This is a genomic window from Geobacillus sp. DSP4a (genome assembly GCF_013096875.1).
In the GTDB taxonomy this organism is placed as follows: domain Bacteria; phylum Bacillota; class Bacilli; order Bacillales; family Anoxybacillaceae; genus Geobacillus; species Geobacillus thermophilus.
This window is the reverse complement of sequence record NZ_SDLD01000018.1, coordinates 16,697-38,327: the sequence shown is the minus strand read 5'-3', so window position 1 is coordinate 38,327 and position 21,631 is coordinate 16,697. Positions and strand designations below refer to the sequence as shown.

Annotated in this window: 21 protein-coding genes and 5 pseudogenes; 7 read left to right on the top strand and 19 right to left on the bottom strand. The window is 53.3% G+C overall.

Annotated elements, in window-relative coordinates; all coding sequences use genetic code 11:
- Positions 1-99: 99 nt before the first annotated feature.
- Positions 100-690: pseudogene (locus ETC02_RS08165) on the bottom strand (PH domain-containing protein); the annotation flags it as partial.
- Positions 691-849: 159 nt separating this feature from the next.
- Between ETC02_RS08165 and ETC02_RS08160 the strand changes: the two are divergent.
- Positions 850-2,214: an amino acid permease gene (locus tag ETC02_RS08160; RefSeq protein ID WP_171698198.1), complete on the top strand. Its 1,365-nt coding sequence runs from the start codon at positions 850-852 to the stop codon at positions 2,212-2,214.
- A 51-nt stretch (positions 2,215-2,265) separates the two neighbouring features.
- Here ETC02_RS08160 and ETC02_RS08155 read toward each other — a convergent pair whose 3' ends face one another.
- From ETC02_RS08155 to ETC02_RS08135, 5 genes are all read right to left on the bottom strand, one after another.
- The gene (locus ETC02_RS08155; protein WP_371810155.1) at positions 2,266-2,442 is read right to left on the bottom strand and encodes a hypothetical protein; all 177 of its coding nucleotides are present in this window, start codon (positions 2,440-2,442) and stop codon (positions 2,266-2,268) included.
- 240 nt (positions 2,443-2,682) lie between these two features.
- A complete protein-coding gene (locus ETC02_RS08150; RefSeq protein ID WP_171698196.1) occupies positions 2,683-3,249 on the bottom strand; it encodes a YdhK family protein in 567 nt (188 codons plus the stop codon).
- Between the two features lie 126 nt (positions 3,250-3,375).
- Entirely contained in the window at positions 3,376-3,933 is a 558-nt protein-coding gene (locus ETC02_RS08145; protein WP_015374808.1) for a TVP38/TMEM64 family protein, read from the bottom strand.
- A gap of 31 nt (positions 3,934-3,964) precedes the next feature.
- A complete protein-coding gene (locus tag ETC02_RS08140) occupies positions 3,965-4,645 on the bottom strand; it encodes a response regulator transcription factor (protein ID WP_095860215.1) in 681 nt (226 codons plus the stop codon).
- A gap of 2 nt (positions 4,646-4,647) precedes the next feature.
- The gene (locus ETC02_RS08135) at positions 4,648-6,021 is read right to left on the bottom strand and encodes a sensor histidine kinase (protein ID WP_171698195.1); all 1,374 of its coding nucleotides are present in this window, start codon (positions 6,019-6,021) and stop codon (positions 4,648-4,650) included.
- Positions 6,022-6,237: 216 nt separating this feature from the next.
- Between ETC02_RS08135 and ETC02_RS08130 the strand changes: the two genes are divergently transcribed.
- The 3 genes from ETC02_RS08130 (at position 6,238) to ETC02_RS08120 (ending at position 9,476) form a co-directional block, all read left to right on the top strand.
- Positions 6,238-8,331, top strand: a complete 2,094-nt coding sequence (locus ETC02_RS08130) for a DNA topoisomerase III (RefSeq protein ID WP_171698194.1) — start codon at positions 6,238-6,240, stop codon at positions 8,329-8,331.
- Between the two features lie 120 nt (positions 8,332-8,451).
- Positions 8,452-8,649 (top strand): hypothetical protein, encoded by a 198-nt coding sequence (locus ETC02_RS08125; RefSeq protein WP_033014157.1) that lies wholly within the window; start codon positions 8,452-8,454, stop codon positions 8,647-8,649.
- Positions 8,649-9,476 carry a serine/threonine protein kinase gene (locus tag ETC02_RS08120; RefSeq protein ID WP_171698193.1) on the top strand — a complete coding sequence of 276 codons (828 nt, stop codon included), beginning with the start codon at positions 8,649-8,651 and terminating at the stop codon, positions 9,474-9,476. Before ETC02_RS08125 ends, ETC02_RS08120 begins: the two co-directional genes overlap by 1 nt.
- Positions 9,477-9,537: 61 nt before the next feature.
- Here the strand turns inward: ETC02_RS08120 and ETC02_RS08115 are convergent, their stop codons facing one another.
- Positions 9,538-9,678: a hypothetical protein gene (locus tag ETC02_RS08115; protein ID WP_171698192.1), complete on the bottom strand. Its 141-nt coding sequence runs from the start codon at positions 9,676-9,678 to the stop codon at positions 9,538-9,540.
- A 226-nt stretch (positions 9,679-9,904) separates the two neighbouring features.
- On the opposite strand from ETC02_RS08115, the gene ETC02_RS08110 reads away from it, so the two are divergent.
- Positions 9,905-10,111: a hypothetical protein gene (locus ETC02_RS08110; protein ID WP_033014172.1), complete on the top strand. Its 207-nt coding sequence runs from the start codon at positions 9,905-9,907 to the stop codon at positions 10,109-10,111.
- Between the two features lie 152 nt (positions 10,112-10,263).
- On the opposite strand, the gene ETC02_RS08105 is transcribed toward ETC02_RS08110, so the two are convergent.
- The 5 genes and pseudogenes from ETC02_RS08105 to chrA form a co-directional block, all read right to left on the bottom strand.
- Positions 10,264-11,049: an ABC transporter ATP-binding protein gene (locus tag ETC02_RS08105; RefSeq protein WP_015374799.1), complete on the bottom strand. Its 786-nt coding sequence runs from the start codon at positions 11,047-11,049 to the stop codon at positions 10,264-10,266.
- A pseudogene (locus tag ETC02_RS17700) lies at positions 11,046-11,345 on the bottom strand (nitric oxide synthase oxygenase); the annotation flags it as partial. The gene ETC02_RS08105 and the pseudogene ETC02_RS17700, both read right to left, overlap by 4 nt.
- A gap of 10 nt (positions 11,346-11,355) precedes the next feature.
- Positions 11,356-11,601 (bottom strand): hypothetical protein, encoded by a 246-nt coding sequence (locus ETC02_RS17695; RefSeq protein ID WP_253264111.1) that lies wholly within the window; start codon positions 11,599-11,601, stop codon positions 11,356-11,358.
- A 539-nt stretch (positions 11,602-12,140) separates the two neighbouring features.
- Positions 12,141-14,258, bottom strand: coding sequence for a YhgE/Pip domain-containing protein (locus ETC02_RS08095; RefSeq protein WP_171698191.1), 2,118 nt, complete (start codon positions 14,256-14,258; stop codon positions 12,141-12,143).
- Between the two features lie 315 nt (positions 14,259-14,573).
- Complete coding sequence (chrA, locus tag ETC02_RS08090) at positions 14,574-15,398, bottom strand: chromate efflux transporter (RefSeq protein WP_171698190.1); 825 nt, start codon at positions 15,396-15,398, stop codon at positions 14,574-14,576.
- Positions 15,399-15,470: 72 nt separating this feature from the next.
- Here chrA and ETC02_RS08085 point away from each other — a divergent pair, with 72 nt between their 5' ends.
- Entirely contained in the window at positions 15,471-15,974 is a 504-nt protein-coding gene (locus ETC02_RS08085) for a QueT transporter family protein (RefSeq protein ID WP_171698189.1), read from the top strand.
- A 373-nt stretch (positions 15,975-16,347) separates the two neighbouring features.
- On the opposite strand, the pseudogene ETC02_RS08080 reads toward ETC02_RS08085, so the two are convergent.
- Positions 16,348-17,340: pseudogene (locus tag ETC02_RS08080) on the bottom strand (DMT family transporter); the annotation flags it as partial.
- A 293-nt stretch (positions 17,341-17,633) separates the two neighbouring features.
- Between ETC02_RS08080 and ETC02_RS08075 the strand changes: the two are divergent.
- Positions 17,634-18,077, top strand: a complete 444-nt coding sequence (locus ETC02_RS08075) for an OsmC family protein (RefSeq protein WP_031409611.1) — start codon at positions 17,634-17,636, stop codon at positions 18,075-18,077.
- A 178-nt stretch (positions 18,078-18,255) separates the two neighbouring features.
- Here the strand turns inward: ETC02_RS08075 and ETC02_RS08070 are convergent.
- From ETC02_RS08070 to ETC02_RS08045, 6 genes and pseudogenes are all read right to left on the bottom strand, one after another.
- Positions 18,256-18,819 (bottom strand): annotated as a pseudogene (locus tag ETC02_RS08070) (ABC transporter substrate-binding protein); the annotation flags it as partial.
- A gap of 95 nt (positions 18,820-18,914) precedes the next feature.
- Positions 18,915-19,541: a TetR/AcrR family transcriptional regulator gene (locus ETC02_RS08065; protein WP_094238669.1), complete on the bottom strand. Its 627-nt coding sequence runs from the start codon at positions 19,539-19,541 to the stop codon at positions 18,915-18,917.
- 20 nt (positions 19,542-19,561) lie between these two features.
- Positions 19,562-19,786, bottom strand: a pseudogene (locus ETC02_RS08060) (acetyl-CoA C-acyltransferase); the annotation flags it as partial.
- A gap of 181 nt (positions 19,787-19,967) precedes the next feature.
- On the bottom strand, positions 19,968-20,372 hold the full coding sequence (locus ETC02_RS08055) for a MaoC family dehydratase (protein ID WP_171698188.1): 405 nt from the start codon (positions 20,370-20,372) through the stop codon (positions 19,968-19,970).
- A complete protein-coding gene (locus ETC02_RS08050) occupies positions 20,369-20,818 on the bottom strand; it encodes a MaoC family dehydratase N-terminal domain-containing protein (RefSeq protein WP_171698187.1) in 450 nt (149 codons plus the stop codon). Before ETC02_RS08050 ends, ETC02_RS08055 begins: the two co-directional genes overlap by 4 nt.
- An 18-nt stretch (positions 20,819-20,836) precedes the next feature.
- The gene (locus ETC02_RS08045) at positions 20,837-21,601 is read right to left on the bottom strand and encodes a beta-ketoacyl-ACP reductase (protein WP_171698186.1); all 765 of its coding nucleotides are present in this window, start codon (positions 21,599-21,601) and stop codon (positions 20,837-20,839) included.
- Positions 21,602-21,631 lie beyond the last annotated feature (30 nt).

The following is a 21,631-nucleotide window of genomic DNA, read 5'->3' as shown; positions in this document are numbered from 1 at the left end:
AATGATTAGTACATTAGAATTATAATAAATTAATATTTAGTAGTAAAGTATAAAAAATATTTTTTTACATACAATATTTGTTTGCGGCTGGCGCTTGGGCGACAAAAACCCACATAAAGCGGCAACCACGCCAAGCGCTCCACCGCTTGTCAACGAAGCCACCCCTATTTCTTTCGCCGATAAGGCAAACAGAGCACGATGTGGACGGTTCGCGGATGGTTCTGGATGGGCGGCGGCTCCCACCTTGTGTTTCGCCTGTTCCACGCATCGTTGCAGGCAGCGGGCTTCTTCCTTTGATATGGCCCGAAGCGTCACTTCTGCTTCACCGAGGGCATCACCCGCCGCCTCAACATGTACTTGAACCACTCCCGCCATCCGTTGCCATATCCCCTCTGTCACTGAAATCCCATGGATGCGCTCGAACGGAATCGAACGTCTTTTGCGGACAAACACGCCTTCCTCCACGAGCAAGCGGTCTTCATCCCAAGCGTAGGTAAAGCGGAGCCAAGACAGAACCCCCATCACCACCGTGTATACGACAGCCGCCAGCGGCACGATGAAATCCCGCCAAGAGAAGCGGTTCAGACTGCCCGCCACCATGATCACAAGGAGCGGAACGACCATGTTTTTCAGTTCTTTTCCGACTCCCGCCATAATCGCAACGGGATGAAGGCAGCGTCTAGGCGTCATCTTCATCCACCAATTTCCATGTTGGTGATGCCTTTTTTCGACAATCGTTGACAGAACAACTGAACTATTATATTCTGAAATTATCTTTTTTGCTTAACCGCATAAAAGCAAAAAAGCACATCTATGAATCAACATTAGAGCAGAAAGGTTGTTGTCAACATGGAACAATCCCGTCCTCAGCTGCAAAAAGGACTATTGCCCCGCCACGTTCAGCTGATCGCGTTAGGAGGGATGATCGGCACCGGCATTTTTAAAGGAAGCGCCGAGGCCATTCATATCGCTGGACCAAGCGTCGTGCTCACGTACTTGATCGGCGGCGTGCTGTTGTTTTGGATTATGGCTGCACTGGCCGAGATGGCGATCGCGTATCCGGGTTCGAACGTTCAACATTTGATCCGCCGGGCGTTTGGCTTTCGCCTGTCATGGATCGTCGGCTGGCTGTATTGGATCAATTGGACGTTGGTCACTGTTGTCGAACTGCTGGCTGCCGGCAGCTTTCTGAACTATTGGGTTCCGTCTGTGCCGTTATGGCTGCTTGCCCTCCTGTGCGCGTGTCTGATCATGGGGTTGAATCTTTTCCCTGTGAAGTATTACGGGGAAGCGGAATTTTGGCTGGCCGGCCTGAAAGTGGCGGCGCTAGTGGTGTTTATCGTGCTCGGGGCGGGCGTATGGGCTGGCGTGATCCCAAGCGGCATAAGCGGCTCGTTTCCGTCTGCCAGCGACGGCGGATGGTTTCCGCACGGGTTTGCCGGAACGCTCAGCGCCTTGCTTATCGTGATGTTTTCCTATGGAGGAGCGGAGCTGATCGGGGTGGCGGTGACGGAGATGAAAGACGCCGAGCAGGTGCTGCCGCGCGTCATTCGCACCACAATCTGGCGGGTTGTCGGCTTTTATCTTTTGCCAATGGCCATCATTTGCGGCATTATGCCATGGAACACCGTTTCGGAAACGAACAGTCCCTTTGTCCAAGTGTTGGAAGCGATCGGGTTGCCCGGCGCGGCCCATGTCATGAACGCGGTGTTGCTCATTGCCGTCTTATCGGCGGCCAATACAGGCGTCTATGCGACTTCTCGGTTGCTGTACACCATGGCTGAACAAGGAGAAGCAAGCCGCCGCTTGCAGCGGACGACGAAACACGGGGTTCCGCTGTACGGGATGGGCATGGTCGCCATCTGCATCGCCGCTGGCGTGATCGGCGCCTACTTGGCGCCCGGGCGGATCATCGGGGAATTGATGACGATTCCTGGGTTTACCGTGCTCATCGTTTGGATGATGATCGGCGCCGCTCAGCTGAAGCTGCGGCCGCACTACAAAACGAAGCCGTTTTTCCGAACGAAAGGGTTTCCGTACACAACGATGGCGGCGGTCGGGGCGCTCGGGGCGATTTGGCTTGGCTTTTTGCTTCAAAGAGAGCATCGAATCGGTTCGCTTCTCTGCGTGGCCGTCTTGGTTCTCTTATTCATCTATTCCACTGTCAAAGAAAAGCAGCATCAAGCAACAAAAGCGCCCGGGCGAACGGCGTAACCAAACCGCCTCTTTTCGCTCGGGCGACAGCTAGAGACGGGCGTCCTTTCATCATAGACGGCGCCCGTCTTCCTTTTTTCGTGTCCAACCGTTCCCATGATATTCGTCCCATGCCCGCCAGGCCATGGTCGCCATGCCGAGCGCGAGAATCAGCGCCTGTCCGTCCATCCGGTGTTCCGTCCATAAGTGATGCCCTGCCGCTCCGATGCCGTAAAGCACCCAAACCACTGAAAACCACATAACTCCCAACCAAAATCTCCGCATCGTTTCTCCCTTTCTTTCTCCCGTTTTCCCGATCGCTCCGTAAGACTCAGGCGAAGCCGCCTATATTGTCTATTTTTTGAAAAAATAGGGGATTTTCGTATAATTATACCACAATTTTCACAAATGAGCCGAAAAAAACAAGCCATTCCCCTATGCTCCAAGGGAAATGGCTGCGCGTTTTGCGGAAACACCGATGATGATTCGTTAGTTGGCCGGCGACAGCTCGTCTTCGGTCACCCATTTGTGGTTGGTCACTTTTTGACCAGTTTCCGTATCGATGTAATCGACCATATACACCGTCGTTTGTTTCGCCGAATCAATGACTGCTTTGGCCCCTTTCATCCCTTCCATGTGATCGGCATTCAAGACGACTTCATCGCCCGGCTGGAACGGTTTGTCTCCGGCGTTTTCGATTTCTTCGTGAATGACCCATTTATGGTTTTTCACTGGGTCCCCGCCTGTAGTTGGGGTGTATGTGACCGTATAGACGATCGTGTCAAAGGCACCGGTGACAGTCGCCTTGGCTCCATCCATTCCCGGCATATGGTCGGCATGGATGATGACTTGGCTTCCAACCGGATACTTTGGTTGTTTCGCCTCCTTCAATCCGGCCGGCACCTCTTTGGAGCCCGAGTGATTCATTCCTTCATGCCCGGTGTGAGAAGCTGTATGTTCCTCTGGCGCTTTGTTGTCGTTGGCACCGGTGCAGGCCGATAACAAGAGCGCTGCCATAACTGAAGTTGTTCCCAATAACATTTTCCAGTTTTTCATCGTTTTCACCCTCCTTGCCTTGTTAGCATACCGGACATTTGTGCAGATTTTGTGGAGATGGCCTTGGATTTGCCGCTAAAGGCCGTATGGCGCCTAGGCTGACTGTCCTTTCGGGCGGGGGCTGTTTCACCCCGCTGCTTTTTGCCCTATCTTTCGCCAGACGAACCACAAAAGAACGATCGATGCAACAGCGAGCATCAGTTTGCCCGCCCAGGCGGCCTCGAGGAATTGATGGACGGCATACGCTTCCATCCATAAAGCCGGGAGCTTGCCGAGCGAGCTAGCCGTTGCAAACACAGAAAGAGACGTGCGGCCGATGGCAGCAACGAACGTCACCGCCCCGGATGGCACAAACGGCAACAGTCGAAGCGCGAAAATAAGCCCAAACGCCTCCTTGCCACTTGCATGAAGCAACGGCTTCACCTTGGGATGGGAAAGCCATGTCGTCTCGCTCCATCGGCGAAGTCCTTTTCGATACAAGACAAACGAGACGACCGCTCCGATCGCCTCGCCGGCAAACGACACCCAAAAGCCGGGCCAAAATCCGAAAACGGTCAAATTGGCGGCAGTTAAAAAGGCGCTTGGGACGACTCCGAGCACGCTGATCACCACATTGCAGGCTAGACTCAAGAAGTACGCCGCTCCGCCGTATGCTTGAAGGAACTCAATCATCCGTTCTTCCATTTGACCCAAACGCCTCTCTTTCCGAAAATGGTTATGACTTGCGCCCTTCCCATTTGTAGCCGACGCCCCAGACCGTCTGCAAATAGTCGTCCACTGGGAACCCCGCTTTCCGCAATTTTTCGCGGATGTTTTTCATGTGGGAGTCAACGGTCCTCTCTTCCGTATCAGCGAGATAGCCCCATAGCGATGCGATGATTTGCCCGCGGCTGAACACCTGATTCGGGTGCTTTAACAGCAGCCCCAAAATGGCAAATTCTTTCGGCGTCAACGCAATCGGCTTATCTTCGTAGCGGACCGTATGTTCCTCTTCGTCCCATACAAGCCCGGCCGCGCGAATGGCGGAACGACCGCCAGCTGTACGGCGCAGCACCGCTTCAATGCGAGCAAGCAGTTCCGCCTCGTCAAACGGTTTCGTCACATAATCGTCCGCTCCGATTTTCAATCCTTGGACAATATCCGCCGTCTCATCGCGAGCGGTGACCATCATGATCGGCACATTCGAAAACGATCGAATGCGGCGGCACGTTTCCCATCCGTCGAGTTCTGGCATCATGACATCAAGCAGCACCAAATCGGCGTGATGGCGCCGCAAATAGTCAATGGCTTCCGCCCCTGAACGCCGTTTCACGCAACGGTAGCCGTTCGGCGCTAAATACAATTCCAATAAATCGAGCATCCGCTCTTCATCATCAACCAACAGCAAGGTATACATCATTATCCCTCCGGCAGCGTAATGAGGATGGTCGTTCCTTTTCCTTGTTCGCTTCGAGCAGCGATCGTTCCCCCGTGCGCCTCGACGATTTCTTTGGCAATCGCCAAACCGAGTCCGGTCCCGCCGCTTGTCCGCGACCGCGATTTGTCAACCCGATAAAACCGCTCGAAAATCCGGGGCACATCTTCCGGCGGAATGCCGGTTCCTTCATCGGACACGGCAATGACGATTCCTTGCTTTTGAAGGTGAACGGCGACGGCCACCGTCGTGCCGGAAAACGCGTACTTTCGTGCATTGTCAAGCACATTGATCATCACTTGCTCGAACCGCTGCCGATCAATCGCAGCCATAACCGAACCGGGGCACTGGCACACAAGCGACAACGATTTTTCCTGAAACGCGGGGCGCAGTTTTTCACACAATTTTGTCAAAAACGAACAAAGATTTGTCGGTTGCTTTTCAATCTGGAACGAGTGTTGCTCCAGTTTGGCTAATTCAAACAAATCTTTGACCATCTTTTCGATCTTTTCCGCTTCTTCGTAAATGATCGCCATATAGTTCGCCCGTTGCTCCTCAGACAGATGCGGACGCCTAGCAATGTCGGCGTATCCTTTCACATACGTCAGCGGCGTGCGCAATTCGTGAGAGATGCTCGCTAGAAATTCGCTCCGCTCTTGTTTCAAATACGCCAAATCGTTGGCCAGCGTTTGAATCGCTCTCCCGAGTTGCGCCAGCTCGTCGTTGCCTTTCATCTCGAGGCGGACAGAAAAATCCCCCCGGCTGAGCGCTTCGGTCGCTCGCTTCATGCGAAGGAGCGGCATCGTGATGGCGCGGGAGAAAAAGGCGATGGTCAACACGGTGATCGCCACCGACAGCACGCCAACGACAATAAAATGATGCTTCAGTTTATACACCATCGTCCGGATCGAGCGGGTGTCTTGAAACATATACACATATCCCCTTGTTTCCCCCCCGATTTGAATCGGGCTGACGGCAGCGATATGCGACGCCCGCTTCCAGTCGGTTTCAACCATCATTCCCCGGCGGGGAATATGACGGCCGTTCGTTAAAGGAATGAGGCGCTTGGCAAACGGAACAATGCCGCTAGATGCCGATACAATTCGGCGCCGGGCGTCCGTAATGGCGACATCGGTTTCCGCCTCTGATTCCATCATCACGACATGCGCCAACGTCGTTCGATCGTAATTTTTTTCCAATACATTGCGATGGCTGTTTCCGCGCGCCAGAAGCTGCGCGAATTCTTCCTCGATGCGCGCATGGACGAGCGTAGCGTAGAGGGAAACGAACAGCACCATTTCAATGGCCAAGACAAAGGCAAAAAACAGCATGCCGAGTTTCCATGACAGTTTTCGCACGGATTCCTCTCCTCATCCATCAAGCCCGAGTGTCATTTCAATTTTACTATTTTATTTGGCAAATGTGCAGAAAGTGTGGAGATGCAGCTTTGCGCCACGCCAAGGCGTCTTGTCCCGCCAAGGAGACAAACCTTGACGGATGCGTCTTTTTCCTTCTTCCTTTATACTTAAGAAGCAGACTGTGCTCATGTAGAGACGACAGAAAGGGGTTTATCGATGAAATCGCTCGTGTTAGCGGAAAAGCCGAGCGTCGCCCGCGACATCGCCCGCGTGCTCGGCTGCAAGCAAGCACATAAACATTATTTTGAAGGAAAGCAGCACATTGTCACCTGGGCGCTCGGCCATTTAGTGGAGCTGAAGATGCCGGAAGACTACGACCGAAAATACGAAACATGGCGGCTGGAGGACTTGCCGATCATCCCAAAGAAAATGGGCTTGAAAGTCATTCGGCAAACAAGCCACCAGTTTCGCGCCATTGAACGGTTGGCGAAACGACCGGATGTGAAAGATGTCATCATCGCGACCGACGCGGGCCGCGAGGGGGAACTGGTGGCGCGCTGGATTTTAGAGATGATCGGTTGGACGAAGCCGATTTGGCGGCTATGGATTTCGTCGCAAACCGACCGCGCCATCCGCGACGGCTTCCGCCAACTCAAGCCCGGGGTGCAGTTTGAACGCCTGTATCAATCGGCCGTCTGCCGCGCGGAAGCCGACTGGCTGATTGGGTTAAACGTCTCGCGCGCCTTGACGACCAAATACAACGATCCGCTCTCAGCCGGGCGGGTGCAGACGCCGACGCTTGCGATGATCATCGAGCGCGAACGCGAGATCCAATCGTTCGTTCCCGTGCCATATTGGACAATTCGGGCCAAGATCGGGTCCATCACAGCCGTATGGGAGCGGCATGGCGGACATCGTCTGTTTGACCAAGACGAGGCCAACCGGCTGATGACTCGTCTCAAAGGCCAGCCGGCGCGCGTCACATCGATCAAACGGAAACGAAAAAGCGAGCCCGCCCCGCTGCCGTATGACTTGACCGAACTGCAGCGGGACGCAAACAAGCGGTTTGGCTTTTCGGCGAAAAAGACGCTCTCGGTGTTGCAGCGACTGTACGAACAACACAAGCTTGTCACGTACCCGCGCACCGATTCGCGTCATTTGCCAAGCGATATGGAAGCGACGATGACCGAGCGGTTGTTGGCGATGAAATCCGGTTATGAGGACGTCATCGTTCCGCTTCTCGCCAAAGGCAAAGCCAAAGCAGCCAAGCGGGTATTTAACGATGACAAAGTGACCGATCATCACGCCATCGTTCCAACGGATGAGCGGCTCGACCTTAGCAGGCTGTCCACTGATGAGCGCAAGCTGTATGATCTCATCGCCCGCCGTTTTTTGGCGCTTTTCTACCCGCCGCATGAATCCGAAACGACGACAGCCGTCTTTGACATCGGCGGCGAAACGTTTGTCGCCAAGGAGACGGTGGTTGTCAACGCCGGATTTCAAGCCGTTCTCAGCAAAGAAGACAACAAGGCCCAACCAACGTTGTTGCATCTCGCGGAAGGCCAGACGCTCCCATCAGTGCAACTTGAGCTGGAACAATCGTTCACGGAACCGCCTGCCCGTTATTCGGAAGCTGACTTGCTCGCGCAAATGGAGAAATACGGGCTCGGCACGCCGGCGACAAGAGCGGACATCATCGAACGGCTGGTTGAAACCGAAGTGGTCGAGCGAAAAGACGGACGGTTTTATCCGACAAAAAAAGGGAAACAGCTGATTGAGCTCGTCAATGAAGAGCTGAAATCGCCGGAATTGACCGCCCGCTGGGAGCGGGAGCTGGAGGCGATCGCCCGCGGGAAAGGAAATCCACAACAATTTTTGGCCAACATCCGCCGCCAAACGCAGCAGCTCGTTGCCGAAATTAAGCAAAGCGAGCAGGTATACAAAGCGCCAAACCTCACGAATCTGACGTGTCCAGAATGCGGCGCGCTTTTAAAAGAGCGGAAAACGAAAGACGGACGGATGCTTGTCTGCTCGAACTTAGCGTGCCGCTACCGCCGTCGGCGCGACCCGAAACTGTCGAACCGCCGTTGCCCGCAATGCCACCGGCGTATGGAAATGCATGAAGGAAAAGCAGGACTTTATTTCCAATGCCGCCCGTGCAATATTGTCGAAAAAGCGGACGAGACCAAACGCATCGCCGCCAAAGGCAGCGAACGGGCGCTGCTGAAAAAATACAGCCCGGCCAACGAATCGTTTGGCACGAGTTTAGGGGAGCTGCTCAAGCAGGCGTTGAACGAAAAAAAGGAATGAGGTTGCCGCACCGCGCTAGGGGCTCATGCCCCTGGCGGTTTCTTTTTCATCTTTGAATCTGAAACCTCCCTCTCATTGCCTCGTATATATAGATAAATCTATCACAAAGGAGCGATCACGATGTTGAAAAAATGGCTAAAATCCCTTTTGGGCCATCCCCATCATCCGTCGCACTACCATAAACATTACAGCAGCAGCGACCACCATTATTACAACCCGACGTATCATTCGCACCACCACCCGTCCCAGTATGGGCATCATCACTACAAAAAGAAACATCATAGCGGCAGCTTCTTCTCAAGCTTTTTCGGCAGCTGATGAAACGGTTTTTTGAACGCCATCCGTTCGTCTCCCGCTGGGTTGATCGACCGCATCGGGGCGGGAAGGTGCTTTTGGGCCGCTATGAAATCATCGAAGAGCTTGGGATGGGAAGCTACGGCATCGCCTATAAAGGGCGCGACCTCCATACCAAGCGGTTTGTCGTCGTCAAGCAGGCGCGGCGGACAAAAGGAGAAGACGGCCGCCGCTTGCTTCAGCGCGAAGCGGATCTGCTTGCCCGTTTGCGCCACCCGCAAATTCCGAGGCTGTATGATCGGTTTGTGGAGCGCGGACATCCGCATCTCGTGATGGAGTACATCGAAGGAGAAACGGTGGAAGACCAGATTTTCAAGCTAGAAGCCAAGTACACGGAACAAGAGGCGTTTCGATTGTTAAAGAAGGTGCTTGAGGTCGTCCGGCACGTCCATGCTTTCGGCATCGTCCACCGCGATTTGCGCATCCCGAACATCATTTGGCGCGATGGAACGGCGGCGATCATCGATTTCGGCTTGGCCTGCCGCATCGGCGAACCGGTGGATTTCCGCGATGACGACCCGCTTGAGAAACGGCTGCGGCGCGAACCGCATCCACGAAGCGATTTCTATGCCCTTGGACACTTCACCTTGTTTTTATTGTATTCTGCCTATGAACCGACAAGTGACGAGGAAAAAAGCTGGGAAGAAGAGCTCGATTTATCGCCAAACGCTCGTCGGATCTTGCGGAAAATGCTGCAGCTGGATGCGCCGTATGACCATGTTGACGAGTTGATCGACGACGTGGATCAGTTGCTCGCAGAACCCATCCGGAATCAAGCAGGGGCGCTTTGACGTTTGATCGCACCGTTCCCCGACCAGCCACCCCTTTTCCCCATTTGGAAAGGGGGCTGTTTCATTTGAGGCGAAGTGAAAACAAAATACGCCCCGTTTCTCGCTGATGGAGAAACAGGGCACAACGCTCTTTTGGCACTGCCGCCTTGCCGATGCCGCTGCCCCCACCGGTGACAATCGCAGCTTTTCCGTTCAGCCTCACGTTCTCCCGCCTTTCCTTTTCTTCCGGATGAATCCGTTTTCAAAACACTGTATACCAACCGGTCGGTATGTGATTGCTTTTATTATACAATTTATTTCTAATATTTGAAACATTTTTATTGACTTGATCAAGAAGTTTCTCCTGTTGCGGCGGAAGGGAAAGGAGGCTTTTTCCATTTGTATCGCCTCTCCAAACGGCCATACTGAGAATACGGAGGTGTTTGTTCATGAGAGAACCTTGGGAAGAACGCAGCGCCGCTTCCAACCTGCCGCGCTATACCCCGGGAATCGGCGTTCCCGATGAAATGAGTCCGATTCGCGATATCGCCCGCGGCTTTGAAAACGGACGGCCGCCGGTCATTGAAATCACGCCCGCTGACGGCCGCCAACAAGCGGACGATATCGATTTTCCGCCCGTTGACCGGGCGTTTTGAAACGTCGAGCCACAAAAGAGGATGTCACGCTGTTTGGCGGACATCCTCTATGCGTTGATGGCGCTATGCGGGTTGAAAATTGAGAAACAGGTGGAGCTACCATTATTTTGTACTAAATCACCAACCTCCTAGCGGCGGAGGAATCGGCCGGCTCAGCGGCGCACAGACGCCCACGGCCGCCCGTTCTCCCAATGAACGCGCATATGGAGGCGAAACGCCGCTGAAAGCCGCTCATCGGTCAGCACATCCTCTTTTCGCCCAGCGGCGGCAATGCGCCCGTCTTGCAAGAGCAGCACATGGGTGATCGATCCCACAATCTCTTCAATATAGTGGGTGACGTATAATACATGGCACGGACGGGACACGACCTGTTCGATCAAGGAAAGCACTTCTTCACGCGCCAATAAGTCTAGGCCAACGGTCGGCTCATCCAAGATCAGCAGCTTCGGATTTGCCATCAGCGCCCGGGCGATCAACGTTTTTCGCTTTTCCCCTTGCGACAGCGTCGCGTATCGCTTCCCTTTTACCGCTTGCAGGCGGAACGATTCCATCAATGCCTCCGCTTGATCCCGATCCTCGCTAGTTACTGCATCATACAGGCCAATCGTCGCAAACTTGCCGCTGATGATGACATCTTCAACCGTTTCCGTTTGCAGCGTGTCGTGAAATTGATCAAGGAGCGCGCTGCTGACAAACCCGATGTGCCGGCGCAACTCCGGCAGACTCGCCTGTCCAAACCGATAGCCTAATACTTCCACCTCACCGCGCGTCGGGTACTGATAGCCGGTGACGATATTGAGAAGCGATGTTTTCCCGGAGCCGTTTAGGCCAAGAATCGCCCATTGCTCGCCTTCTTTTACTTCCCAGTTTATATCGCGCAAAATCGTGCGCTCTCCTCTTGCCCATGACACATCGCGCATGCGGATGATGACGGTCATTGTTCCCCTCCCCTTTGTGGTTCGTATGGACGGTCCTGATAGAAAAAGTTGGGCAACATGGTCGTGTTGTCATAAGTTCGGTGAAAAATGTGCGTTGTTGCCGGAGAAAGAGGCGGAATCAGCCATGTCCAATCGCCGGTGACATGGCGGCCGGCTGCTTTCTCCTGCTGTTCAAACAACTGAAATTGGCGCGCGGCGGTATGATGGTCCACGATGCTGACGCCCGCCTTTTTGTAGGAATACAAAACCGCGATATTCAATTCGACTAACGCCTTGTCTTTCCATAATGATGCGTTGGAGTTGGTGTCAAGCTATGATAAACTGTTCTGCTTTTGTCATCAACTGCTCATCGTGCTGTCTGAGCTTATCGCTCTCGATCGTTACCATATATGCTTCTTTTTCCTCCACTTCGCCGTCATTCCAATTCCAATCAAGAGGCAAATTCCCCCGACCCACCACATTTGCTCGATAAACATCGAAATCGCCAAAAAAAGGAGCGCAAAACCAAGCAGTCGACGGATCGACATGATTCTCTCCCCTTTTCCCCGCCATCGAGCGCTCTCCCATCGCGCAAAAGCAGCAGTGAACAATGCTTGGGAGACGTCTATCCTACGGGGCAATTGAGAGTCAACTACCCCCACTTTGCGAACGCTTGAAGTGGGGGCTTGCAACTCCCCAGAAGTGCAAACGGACTTCGTCCTCCTTCCTTGACTTGGGGTTGCATCAGGGGGCAGGTTGACGACTGCCCAACGACGCAGGTCATGCCTGCATCGTTACCGATTCTCTCGGTGTGTCTGTTGGCAGTACTTGGCTTCCACACACAACAGACGGACCTACGCTCGATGTTTTGCGGTTGCAACGTTTCCTGCAACCAACTCCATACATCGAGCAACCGTGATTGGAGTGCCTTTATTGAACGGTTTTCTCCATGCCTTTATTCGATCATACACAAAAGAAAGGAGGAACGCACATTCCTCTCCCACTTACTCCCTTTGGTCGTTGAAGTGGGAGTCTCCTGCGCGAAATAGGATGAAGCAACGCTCTCGTCCCTATTGTAGCAGATGCTTCCAAAAGAAAATAGAGAAAATGTTTCAATGAAACAACCCGCTTAGAGCGGCTTTCTCTTTCAGCACGCGCATCCACGTGCTTAACGGGCCTTTCAACACAAGCCCAGCCAAAAGGGCGGCAACGGCAAACAAGAGAAGCCGCTTGACGTCATGCTCAACATTTTCCCATACGATCCCGCCGACTGCCTCGCGCATGATGTCAATGGCGTAGGTAAACGGCAGCCAAGGGTTTAATTGCTGAAAGAACGGAGGAATCAGCTCAATCGGATACGTGCCTCCCGCTCCGGCAATTTGCAAGACGAGCAACACAATCGCCATCGCTTTTCCCACATTGCCGAACAAGGAAACAAGCGAAAAAACCACCGCCATAAAGACAAAGCTGCACAAAAGGCCGAACGTCATGAACCATCCCGGCTCACGGACGAAAATATTCGGCAAGATGAAAGCCGCTCCAGCTGTCACGACCATCGCCTGCAAAGCATTCAGCGTCCAAAAGGTCAACAGCCGTCCGACATATTGTTCCCGCTCATTCGCTTCCGAAAACGAAGAAGGATCGGTCGACAAGACGGAAACAAGCAACAAACATCCTACCCATATGGCCAGCACCGTGTAAAATGGATTCATGCCCGAACCATAGTTCGGCAGCGGGAAAAGGCGGAACGTTTTGACGTCAACCGGGTGAGCTAAAAACGCCCCTTTCGCCTGTGGATCTTGTTTCAACAAGCGAATCAGTTCGTCGATGTCGGTTTCTCTTTTGATTTTCGATAGGAAGGCGGCCAGCTCGCGGACCTGGCGGGAGAGAAATGGATATTGAGCCTGTGCGGTCTTTAGCGCTTGTTGCGCGGCCGCTAAATCACGATCTGTGTTTGACAACCATTGCTCTGCCTCATGTAACGCTTGATCCATGCGAAGAAGCGTTTGTTTCGCTTGGCGCACCTGTTCCCCTGTTTGATTCCATTTTGCCCGCAGCATAGGTAGCAGCCGTTGGCGATATGCTTGATCAAGTTGCTGCGCCTGTGCGTCCAATAAGGCCATTTGTTCACGCAGGTGAGTGATCTTCCCTTCGACGCCTGTTGGATGTTGTTTCACTAGCGCCGCTGTTTCTTGAATAGACGCTAGCGTCTGCTCGATACGGCTGATGGTGCGCTGCACAGGTTGAAGCGAAGAGGAATCAATCGTCCCCTCCCATGTTCTCAACGTTCGGCGCAATTGCTGAACCAATGGGCTCGCGTCTGTTGCAGCCTGTTGGATGAGAGCCGCCCAACGCGCTTGCTTTTCCGGTGTATCGAGGGACTGTGGCATCTGCTCCGCAACGGAATAGAGTACATGAACCACCATTTCCACCGGCTTTTCCCATAAGTGCGATGAAGCATTGACTTGCATGAACAACTTCTCAACGCGGCCTGTCCATTCTAAACCGCGCCGCACCGTTGCTCTGGCAGCCGGCAGAAGCTCGCGGCCTGTACGAACTAGTGATCTTGCCTCTCCCACATCGCGATCTAGGGCTTTCAATTGTCGTTGAATCGTTGGCAATTCGTTTTCCAAACGAAACACAAACGCTTCAACGCGGCGAATGGTGGGAAGCTGCTGTTCGAGCGTCACTCCCGCTTGGTGGAACAAGGAAAACAATGCGGTATTGACCACCCTCACAAACTCATCGCTGACTCGCGCTGACAATGTACTTGCTCCGCGCTCCGTGATTTTGGGAGCGATGGCGTTCCGTTTGTCGTTTTCATAATAGTAAATAACCGCCCTTTTCGGACGTTTCTGCACTACAGTGGCTAATTTAGCCGAGAAATCAGCCGGAATGACGATCGTCGCAAAGTAGTCTCCCCTCCGAACGCCTTCCATTCCTTTTTTCCGCGTGACAAATCGCCATCCCAACTGGTGGTTGTTTTTTAAGGTCTTGACGATCTCATCGCCGGCGCGAAACCGGTGACCGGCGAGCTCCGCCCCTCGGTCTTCGTTCACGACGCCGACCGGTAAATCCTCTGTATGGGCATAAGGGTCAATCGAAGCCTCTACATTGATCCAAGCGTAAAGCGATGGAAGAACGATCAGACCGAGTGCCAATATGGATGCGGCCCAGTTGGTCGTGAGATGTTTCAAATCGCTCATATAAATGCGCCATGCCTGTTTCACTTTGATCCGCTTCCTTTCAAGTCGATCATGCTGTTGTTAGTATGAGCGGTTCACGGAAAACTAAACCAACTTGGCCGGTCCTGTAGTTCATTTGCGAAAAAAAAGCCAGCTTGCGGCGCAGATCGCACTCGACACCCTTGTTTTCTGGTTTGACCTCCCGCCTGCTATTGTAACCATCCATTTTCTCATAGCATTTTTCTTGGCTGGCGCTGCTGCTGATCGAACTGTACGTCTATTTGCATTTGCCGTCCATTGCAGGGGCAAAGCAGAAAGCGCCGTTGTCCATTGGACGGTAACGAATGGTGTTTGGCGCGATCAGCCGAGCCAAGCGCGCAGCCCTCCGCCGACAAACGAAACAAGAACAACCGCCCACGCCGGCCACTTCCAAATGGCAAGGAGAAGAAAAGCGCCGAGGACAAATGCTAGATCAACCGGTCCTTTCACCGCTTGCGTCCAAATCGGATCGTACAGAGCCGCGAGCAAAATCCCGACGACAGCGGCGTTCATGCCGGCAAGCGCCGCTTGGAAGCGCGGCTGATGGCGAAGCCAGTGCCAAAACGGAAACGAGCCGAGCACAAGCAAAAAAGACGGGAGAAAAATTGCTGCCGTAGCCACGAGCGTGCCTTTCCAACCGAACGCAGCCATTCCGATGTACGCAGCAAACGTAAACAGCGGCCCCGGAACGGCTTGCGCGGCGCTGTAGCCGGCTAAAAATTGATCGGCGGTGACCCACCCTTGCGGCACCACTTCCGCTTCCAAAAGCGGCAGCACGACATGCCCACCGCCAAACACGAGTGCCCCGGCGCGGTAAAAGCTGTCAAACAGCGCCCAAAGCGGCGAATGAACCCAAGCGCGGGCAAGCGGCAGCGCAACAAGCAGCACAGCAAACAGCAAAAGCAGCGTTACACCAGTGGAACGGCGAATAAAAGGCGGAATGCCTGCCACAGATGAGGAAAGGGAAGCGACCAAATCGGCATACGTTTTCTCGTCAATCCATTTCTTTCGTTTGACGTATTCTTCGTAAAAATAGCCAAGATGGGCCACCGGTCCGCCAAACGACGTCAAGCCAAGGCGAAGTGCTGTGATCCCAACCTCAAAGACGGAGCCGCGTCGGTCTGCTGCTTGTTTCTTTGCAGTCATGGATTCTGCTCCTTTCGTTCACGAGATGGTCATGCTACAATCATATCATCATGCACGAGAGGAGAGAATACCATGAACGTTCGAACGATGGCGACAAACGGTTTGATCGCCGCCGTGTACATCGCGGTGACGGCGCTCATTCAGCCGTTTGGCTTTACGAACATTCAGTTTCGCGTCTCAGAAATGTTAAACCACCTAGTCGTATTCCGCCGAACATACGCCGTGGGCATCGTGCTTGGTGTCTTTTTCGCCAATTTGTTTTTCTCGCCGATTGTCGCGTATGATCTTGTATTCGGCGTCGGCCAGTCGGTGCTGGCGCTTCTCATCACGATTGTTTCCATGCGTTATGTCGAGAACATTTGGGCGCGTATGGCGGTCAATACGTTGTCGTTTACCGTTACGATGGGTCTCATCGCCCTTGAACTAAAACTCGCGCTCGGCTTTCCGTTTTGGCTCACATGGCTGACGACGGCCATCGGCGAATTTGTCGTTATGGCACTCGGCGCGCCGATCATGTACGCTGTTGGCCGCCGCTTAGCGCCGGAGCTGTTCAATTCCGCCCATCAAGGCCGTTAGCAACCCTCTTTCGCCTTAGGCAAGGGGTTCGCTTCATTCGAAAGGCGCATTCCTCGTAGGCCCGCAAGGAAAGCCTTGATCAACCGTACGGGCTTTCCATATCCATTTTGATTACGGCATCGAACAAACCGCCCATTCAATGATCAGCGACATCACAGCAAGCAAGATGACTCCCGCCGTCGTCATCTTCAGCGCCCTCCGCCATCTTGGCGATAGGTACCGCCCCGTCCGAAGAACAACAAGGCCGACTGCGATTCCGCCCACCCACATGCAAAGACCCACCGGGGTGACAAGCTGACGCCAATCGCTGATCCAATAGTAGATGACGAACGTCTGGCAGGCAAGCAGGATGCACACGATGATTCTCATCGTTCCCCCCTATGCGTTTGAGGCGCCGATCTGTGGAAATGGGCAGCGATGAGTGTTTCACTGTTCTTGTCGATTCGAAGCTATGCCAGCAAATCCCGATGATGATGACGGCCAAGCCAACGAATGCCCATCCGTTCGGAAGCGGAGCGGACAAGAACAGCGCTTCGCCGATGACGGCAAACACGACTTCCGCGGACTGCGTCGCTTCCACAGCGGCGAGTTTCCGTTCGTTCCCTTTTGCCCGATCGGTCGCGATAAAAAACAACGTCGTTGCGATGACCCCGGAACTAATGGCCACGATGAACGACTGCATCATTTGCCCCGCGGACGGCGCACCTGCTGTCAGCCAGCCCATCAACGCGACAATCAGCCAAAACGGCAGGCTGGCCATCGTCATTCCCCATACGCGTTGAAACGCATCAAGGCGCCCGGCGCAATGTTCGATCATTTTCCGGTTGCCAAGCGGGTACGCAAACGCGGCCATCAGCACGGGAAAGATCCCCAACCCGATTTCTTTCCAAGTGAGGTGGCTTGCTTGCTGGAACTGGATAAGCACGACGCCGGACAAAATCAACATGGAAATCAAGAGCGCCCGATTTTCAATCGGACGGCGCACCAATACCGTTCCGTTTTTCGTTTCTCTTCGTTCTGTAAAGAGCGGGCTAAGCAGAACGCCGGCCACAATCGTGCACTGCCATGTCCCGGCCACCAGCCATCCGGGTCCGTAGGCGGCCGCGTAGGTGAGCGGCGCGTAAAACAAGCCGAACCCGACCGTCCCCCAGGTGATCCATGTCCACGGATGGCATTTCATGTCATGCCAAACCGGACCGAGGTTGCGGCGTGCCAAAAGAATGGCAAACAACAGCGGAACCATAAAGAAAAAACGAAGCGACGAACTCCACGCCCAGCTTCCACCCGCCAGCTCCATTGAGCGGTTCAATATGAATGTAACAGCAAAGAAGAATGAGGCGGCAAGGCCGAGGGCCATCTCGCGCATCGCCGGTCTCTCCCCTTGTTTGATTGTATTCGCTAGGTGGCGGAATAACTTTATTTTATCGCACGATTGGAAATTTTTCTATTTGTTTTGTTGATTATTTAGAACATAGTTTTATTAGATGAGTATTAAGAGAGAACCCAACCGAAAGTGGTTGCACCGAGCGACAATCCGATCAACACTGTATTCATTCTTCTTTCTGTCACCTCCATTTTCTTTAATTCTTACTTGTCAAATAGGTATTTATGTATTATTCTTAATTTATCCACTATTCCTATTTGTCAGGAGGTTTTTTCATGCCTAAACTCACCTTTTCCTCTGATGTCAAATGGTCTGGCGAAGGAGTACGCTCAGTGGCTGACATTAACGGCAAGCAAGTCATCATTGACGAACCCCCAGCCTTGGGAGGCACTGATCAGGGACCGAATCCCGTAGAGCTGGTCCTAGCTGCACTGGGCGGTTGCATCAATGTACTGGTCTCTCTGTTTGCCAGCCATCACGGGGTCGAACTGAAAGGAGTCCAAGTACACGTAGAAGGGGATTTAGATCCCGATGGCTTTATGGAGAAAGCGGACGTTCGGCCTGGATTCTTAGAAATTCGCTACCATATTGATATTGACTCTCCTTCCGATCCAAAAAACGTCCAAGCCTTGATTGAACACGTTGAACGTGTCTGCCCGGTCAAAGACACCCTAAGGGGCGTACCCACAGTACCTATAATGAATCAAAAAACGTCATAATGTGGAAATGGAAAAGGCTGTCTGGAAAAGTCGCGTGATGACCTTTTCAGACAGCCTCTGTATGGCTTATCCCTATGCCGCTCCATCTACGGGATGCGCGTTTCAGGGCTCATGGAAAGAGCAGTCCCATTGAAAGCCCGATGATCGGATTCCTCTGCTTGTCAATCTGCATGGTGTATTATTGTTTTATTAACTCAATGGGCACAACTTTTCCATTTTCCACCGCGGCCACAACGATTTCTGATTCAAAGCCGCCATCATCGCCGACGCTTGGAACGACGTATACTTGCTTTTCTTTCGGAATGTTTTTCAGCCCTTCGTTCAAATGCTCGCGGATGGCCATCGGATCATCAACCGTCCCAGCGGCTTTCATAGCCTCAACAAACGCGTAAAGAGCCAAGTAGTTATACCCGGATTCCGAACTCGCCTCGGCATTGAATTTCGTCCGATATTTTTCCGCAAACTCCGGAGCCCCTGGTTGGTCGGAGTGAATAAGCGGCATGACGCCGATTGAGCCTTCCAGTATCTCATAAGAACCGATCGTCCGTTGCATTTCATCGAGCTTCGCCTGATCCATAATGATAAAACCGCCTTTAAAGCCAAGTTCACGCGCTTGTTTCGCCACTTTCGCCGTCGGTTCCGACGGTCCGCCGATAAACAGCACGTCCGGTTTTTCTTTCAATGCGTTCGTCACGATGGTAAAGAAGTCAGTGTCTTTCGTAAAATCAATCGACGGCTTCCAACAGTCAGCCCGTTTAACAGCTGTTGGATGAATAGCTCCATCCCGATCCCCCTTTTTGTGTGCCATTTGGCCAGACCATCAAAGCGGCCGATCTTTCATTCGGTCTGACCGCCCGAATTGCCTGGCTCCTCCTCATTTCGACCGCTTTCTCCAGCTCTTGGCGCCTTTATGCCGTGCAAAATGAAATCAACGAAAATATCCGTCAGTTCTTCTTCAGAGATGCCTTCGTCAGGCCGGAACCAATAATAGCTCCAGTTGGTGATGCCGAGCAGGCCGAACGTAATCATTTCTGCATGAAGCGACGGCTTGAATTCGCCGCGCGCCATTCCGTCCCGAATAAGCTGTTCATACCGCTTGCGAAACAACCGCCGCTTGGCGCGGATTTCCTCTAAATGGTCGTCAGCCAAATGCCGCATCTCACGGAAGAAAATGCGGGCGCTTTTCTTCCGTGTGCGGATATTGCAGATGACCATATGGACGATGGCCCGCAATTTCTCCGTGCAGCTTTTCTCAAGATCTTGGACAATGCAAGCTTGCTGCCGAAGCAAATCGTCCAGATAGGAAACACAAATATCACATAGCAACTCCTCTTTGCTTTTGTAATAGTAGTAAAAGGCTCCCTTCGTTGCCCCGATCGCTTCGACGATTTCCTGCACCGACGTTTCTTTGAATCCTTTGCGTTCGAACAACTCTATGGCCACTTCCCTTAATTTTTCTTTCATCCTCCACGGTCTCCAATGCGTCATTCTCTCTCAATGATGGTCGCAATCCCTTGGCCGCCGCCGATGCACGCCGTAATCAGCGCATACTTCCCGCTGCGGCGTTTCAATTCATACACCGCTTTTGTGATCAAAATCGCCCCGGTCGCGCCAAGCGGATGGCCGTGGGCAATGGCGCCGCCGTTTATGTTCACTTTTTCCGGATCCATTTCAAGCTCGCGGTCGCAGGCGATCACTTGCGCGGCAAACATATGCGCCGGCAACGTCGCCAAAGCGCCTCCTTGGCGGGCAATGGCCGTCCGTACGGCCGACACAATGACGGCATCCCGTTTCATCGTCATTCCCCCTTGTTCGTTGTGAACACATCCCCGCAAACGGGCTGGCCCCTCGCCCCGCTTACGGCTTCAGCTTTGGGGCCGCCCGTCTTTTTCACTCGTAAAGCGCAAAGACCGCTTCACCTTTGACGACTTCTTTGCCATGCTGATTGACGGCCGCGACGTCAAACCGAATCGTCTTGTCGCCTTTTTCCTTCACCGTTGCCTTTAAGGTGATGATATCATTTAAAAACACCATCGATTGAAAGCGGACAAAATAGTCCTGTACGAACCCTTCTTCGTAGTACGGCGTAAACAGCTTTGCGAGATTGCCCATCGTCCACATGCCGTGGGCGATAATGCCCGGCAGGCCGGCTTTTTTCGCCTCTTCATCGATCGTATGAATCGGGTTGTAGTCGCCTGATGCGCCGGCGTATTTGATTAAATCGAGCCGGGACACCGGTGCGAGCGTTACTTCGGGAAGCGACTCTCCGACTTGCCATTTGCGGATGCTCGTCATACGCTCATCGCCTTTCTAACCGCCTCGTTGATAATGATCGTCGAGGTCGAAGTAAAAACGAGATTCCCATCAGGGTCTTCGCCGTTGTTGGCGATTACTAAAAAACCGAGCAAGCCCATGCTGCTTTGTTTTTCGTAATAATCTTTCACTTCCGCATAGCAGTACAGCTCTTCGCCGACAAACAGCGGGCGCTCATAATGGAAGTGCTGTTCGCCGTGAATGAGCCCTTTGGCCGGCAATTTCAATCCTTCAATGACGCCGTAGTCAAACACGCGCGGAAACGTCGGCGGCGCAATGTTGCGCCCGTAGCGCGACCGTTTCCCCGTCTCCTCATCCCAATAAATCGGATGAGGGTCGCCGATCGCCTCCGCAAACTTTTTCACCGCTCCGCTCTCAACGACATTTTTCACTTTCGCTGACCGTTTCCCGATGTCATGTTGGTACATGCCCCGTCCTCCTCGTTTTCAGCATTTCGGACCGCCGGCGACATACAGCACTTGGCCGTTGACAAACGACGACCGTTCGTCGGCGAAAAACGCGACCGCATGAGCGATGTCTTCCGGACGGCCGCTGCGCCCGACCGGGATGTTGGCGACGCTCGCCTGAATGAGCTGCTCAAACGAAATGCCAAGCCGCTCGGCCGTCGCTTTCGTCATATCGGTTTCAATAAACCCAGGGGCGACGGCATTCGTCGTGATGCCGAATTTGCCAAGCTCAATCGCCAGCGTTTTCGTAAATCCTTGGATGCCGGCTTTCGCCGCCGAATAGTTCGCCTGGCCGCGGTTGCCGAGCGCGGATGTCGACGAAATGTTGATGATGCGCCCGTACCCTTTTTCGACCATATATTTTTGCGCGGCGCGGGCGCAGTAAAACGCGCCTTTTAAATGGACGTCCATCACCGTTTGCCAGTCGTCATCGGTCATTTTAAACAGCAAATTGTCGCGGATGACGCCGGCGTTGTTGACGAGAATATCGAGCGAACCGAACTGATCGACCACTTCTTGGATCGTCGCTTCTACTTGTTCGCGGTCGGTGACGCTCGCCACCTTGGCGTAAACGTCATACCCTTTTTCCCGCAGCTCCGCAGCCGTCGCTTCAAGGGCTTCTGCGTTTAAATCAATGAACGCCACTTTCGCTCCTTCTTCCGCGAAGCGGGTGACAATCGCCTTGCCAATGCCGCGGCTTCCTCCGGTCACAAACGCCACTCTTCCTGCAAACCGTTGGCTCATCGTGTTCTCCTCCCTTTCGATAACGCTTTC

What these genes read in the sequence shown, in the direction of transcription:
- ETC02_RS08110 (WP_033014172.1), top strand. Translation starts at nt 9,905, where the DNA reads ATGAGAGAACCTTGGGAAGAACGCAGCGCCGCTTCCAACCTGCCGCGC.
- ETC02_RS08045 (WP_171698186.1), bottom strand. Translation starts at nt 21,601, where the DNA reads ATGAGCCAACGGTTTGCAGGAAGAGTGGCGTTTGTGACCGGAGGAAGC.
- ETC02_RS08150 (WP_171698196.1), bottom strand. Translation starts at nt 3,249, where the DNA reads ATGAAAAACTGGAAAATGTTATTGGGAACAACTTCAGTTATGGCAGCG.
- ETC02_RS08105 (WP_015374799.1), bottom strand. Translation starts at nt 11,049, where the DNA reads ATGACCGTCATCATCCGCATGCGCGATGTGTCATGGGCAAGAGGAGAG.
- ETC02_RS08140 (WP_095860215.1), bottom strand. Translation starts at nt 4,645, where the DNA reads ATGTATACCTTGCTGTTGGTTGATGATGAAGAGCGGATGCTCGATTTA.
- ETC02_RS08055 (WP_171698188.1), bottom strand. Translation starts at nt 20,372, where the DNA reads ATGACGAGCATCCGCAAATGGCAAGTCGGAGAGTCGCTTCCCGAAGTA.
- ETC02_RS08130 (WP_171698194.1), top strand. Translation starts at nt 6,238, where the DNA reads ATGAAATCGCTCGTGTTAGCGGAAAAGCCGAGCGTCGCCCGCGACATC.
- ETC02_RS08085 (WP_171698189.1), top strand. Translation starts at nt 15,471, where the DNA reads ATGAACGTTCGAACGATGGCGACAAACGGTTTGATCGCCGCCGTGTAC.
- ETC02_RS08160 (WP_171698198.1), top strand. Translation starts at nt 850, where the DNA reads ATGGAACAATCCCGTCCTCAGCTGCAAAAAGGACTATTGCCCCGCCAC.
- ETC02_RS08075 (WP_031409611.1), top strand. Translation starts at nt 17,634, where the DNA reads ATGCCTAAACTCACCTTTTCCTCTGATGTCAAATGGTCTGGCGAAGGA.
- ETC02_RS08125 (WP_033014157.1), top strand. Translation starts at nt 8,452, where the DNA reads ATGTTGAAAAAATGGCTAAAATCCCTTTTGGGCCATCCCCATCATCCG.
- ETC02_RS08120 (WP_171698193.1), top strand. Translation starts at nt 8,649, where the DNA reads ATGAAACGGTTTTTTGAACGCCATCCGTTCGTCTCCCGCTGGGTTGAT.
- ETC02_RS08050 (WP_171698187.1), bottom strand. Translation starts at nt 20,818, where the DNA reads ATGTACCAACATGACATCGGGAAACGGTCAGCGAAAGTGAAAAATGTC.
- ETC02_RS08145 (WP_015374808.1), bottom strand. Translation starts at nt 3,933, where the DNA reads ATGGAAGAACGGATGATTGAGTTCCTTCAAGCATACGGCGGAGCGGCG.
- chrA (WP_171698190.1), bottom strand. Translation starts at nt 15,398, where the DNA reads ATGACTGCAAAGAAACAAGCAGCAGACCGACGCGGCTCCGTCTTTGAG.
- ETC02_RS08065 (WP_094238669.1), bottom strand. Translation starts at nt 19,541, where the DNA reads ATGAAAGAAAAATTAAGGGAAGTGGCCATAGAGTTGTTCGAACGCAAA.
- ETC02_RS17695 (WP_253264111.1), bottom strand. Translation starts at nt 11,601, where the DNA reads ATGGCGGGGAAAAGGGGAGAGAATCATGTCGATCCGTCGACTGCTTGG.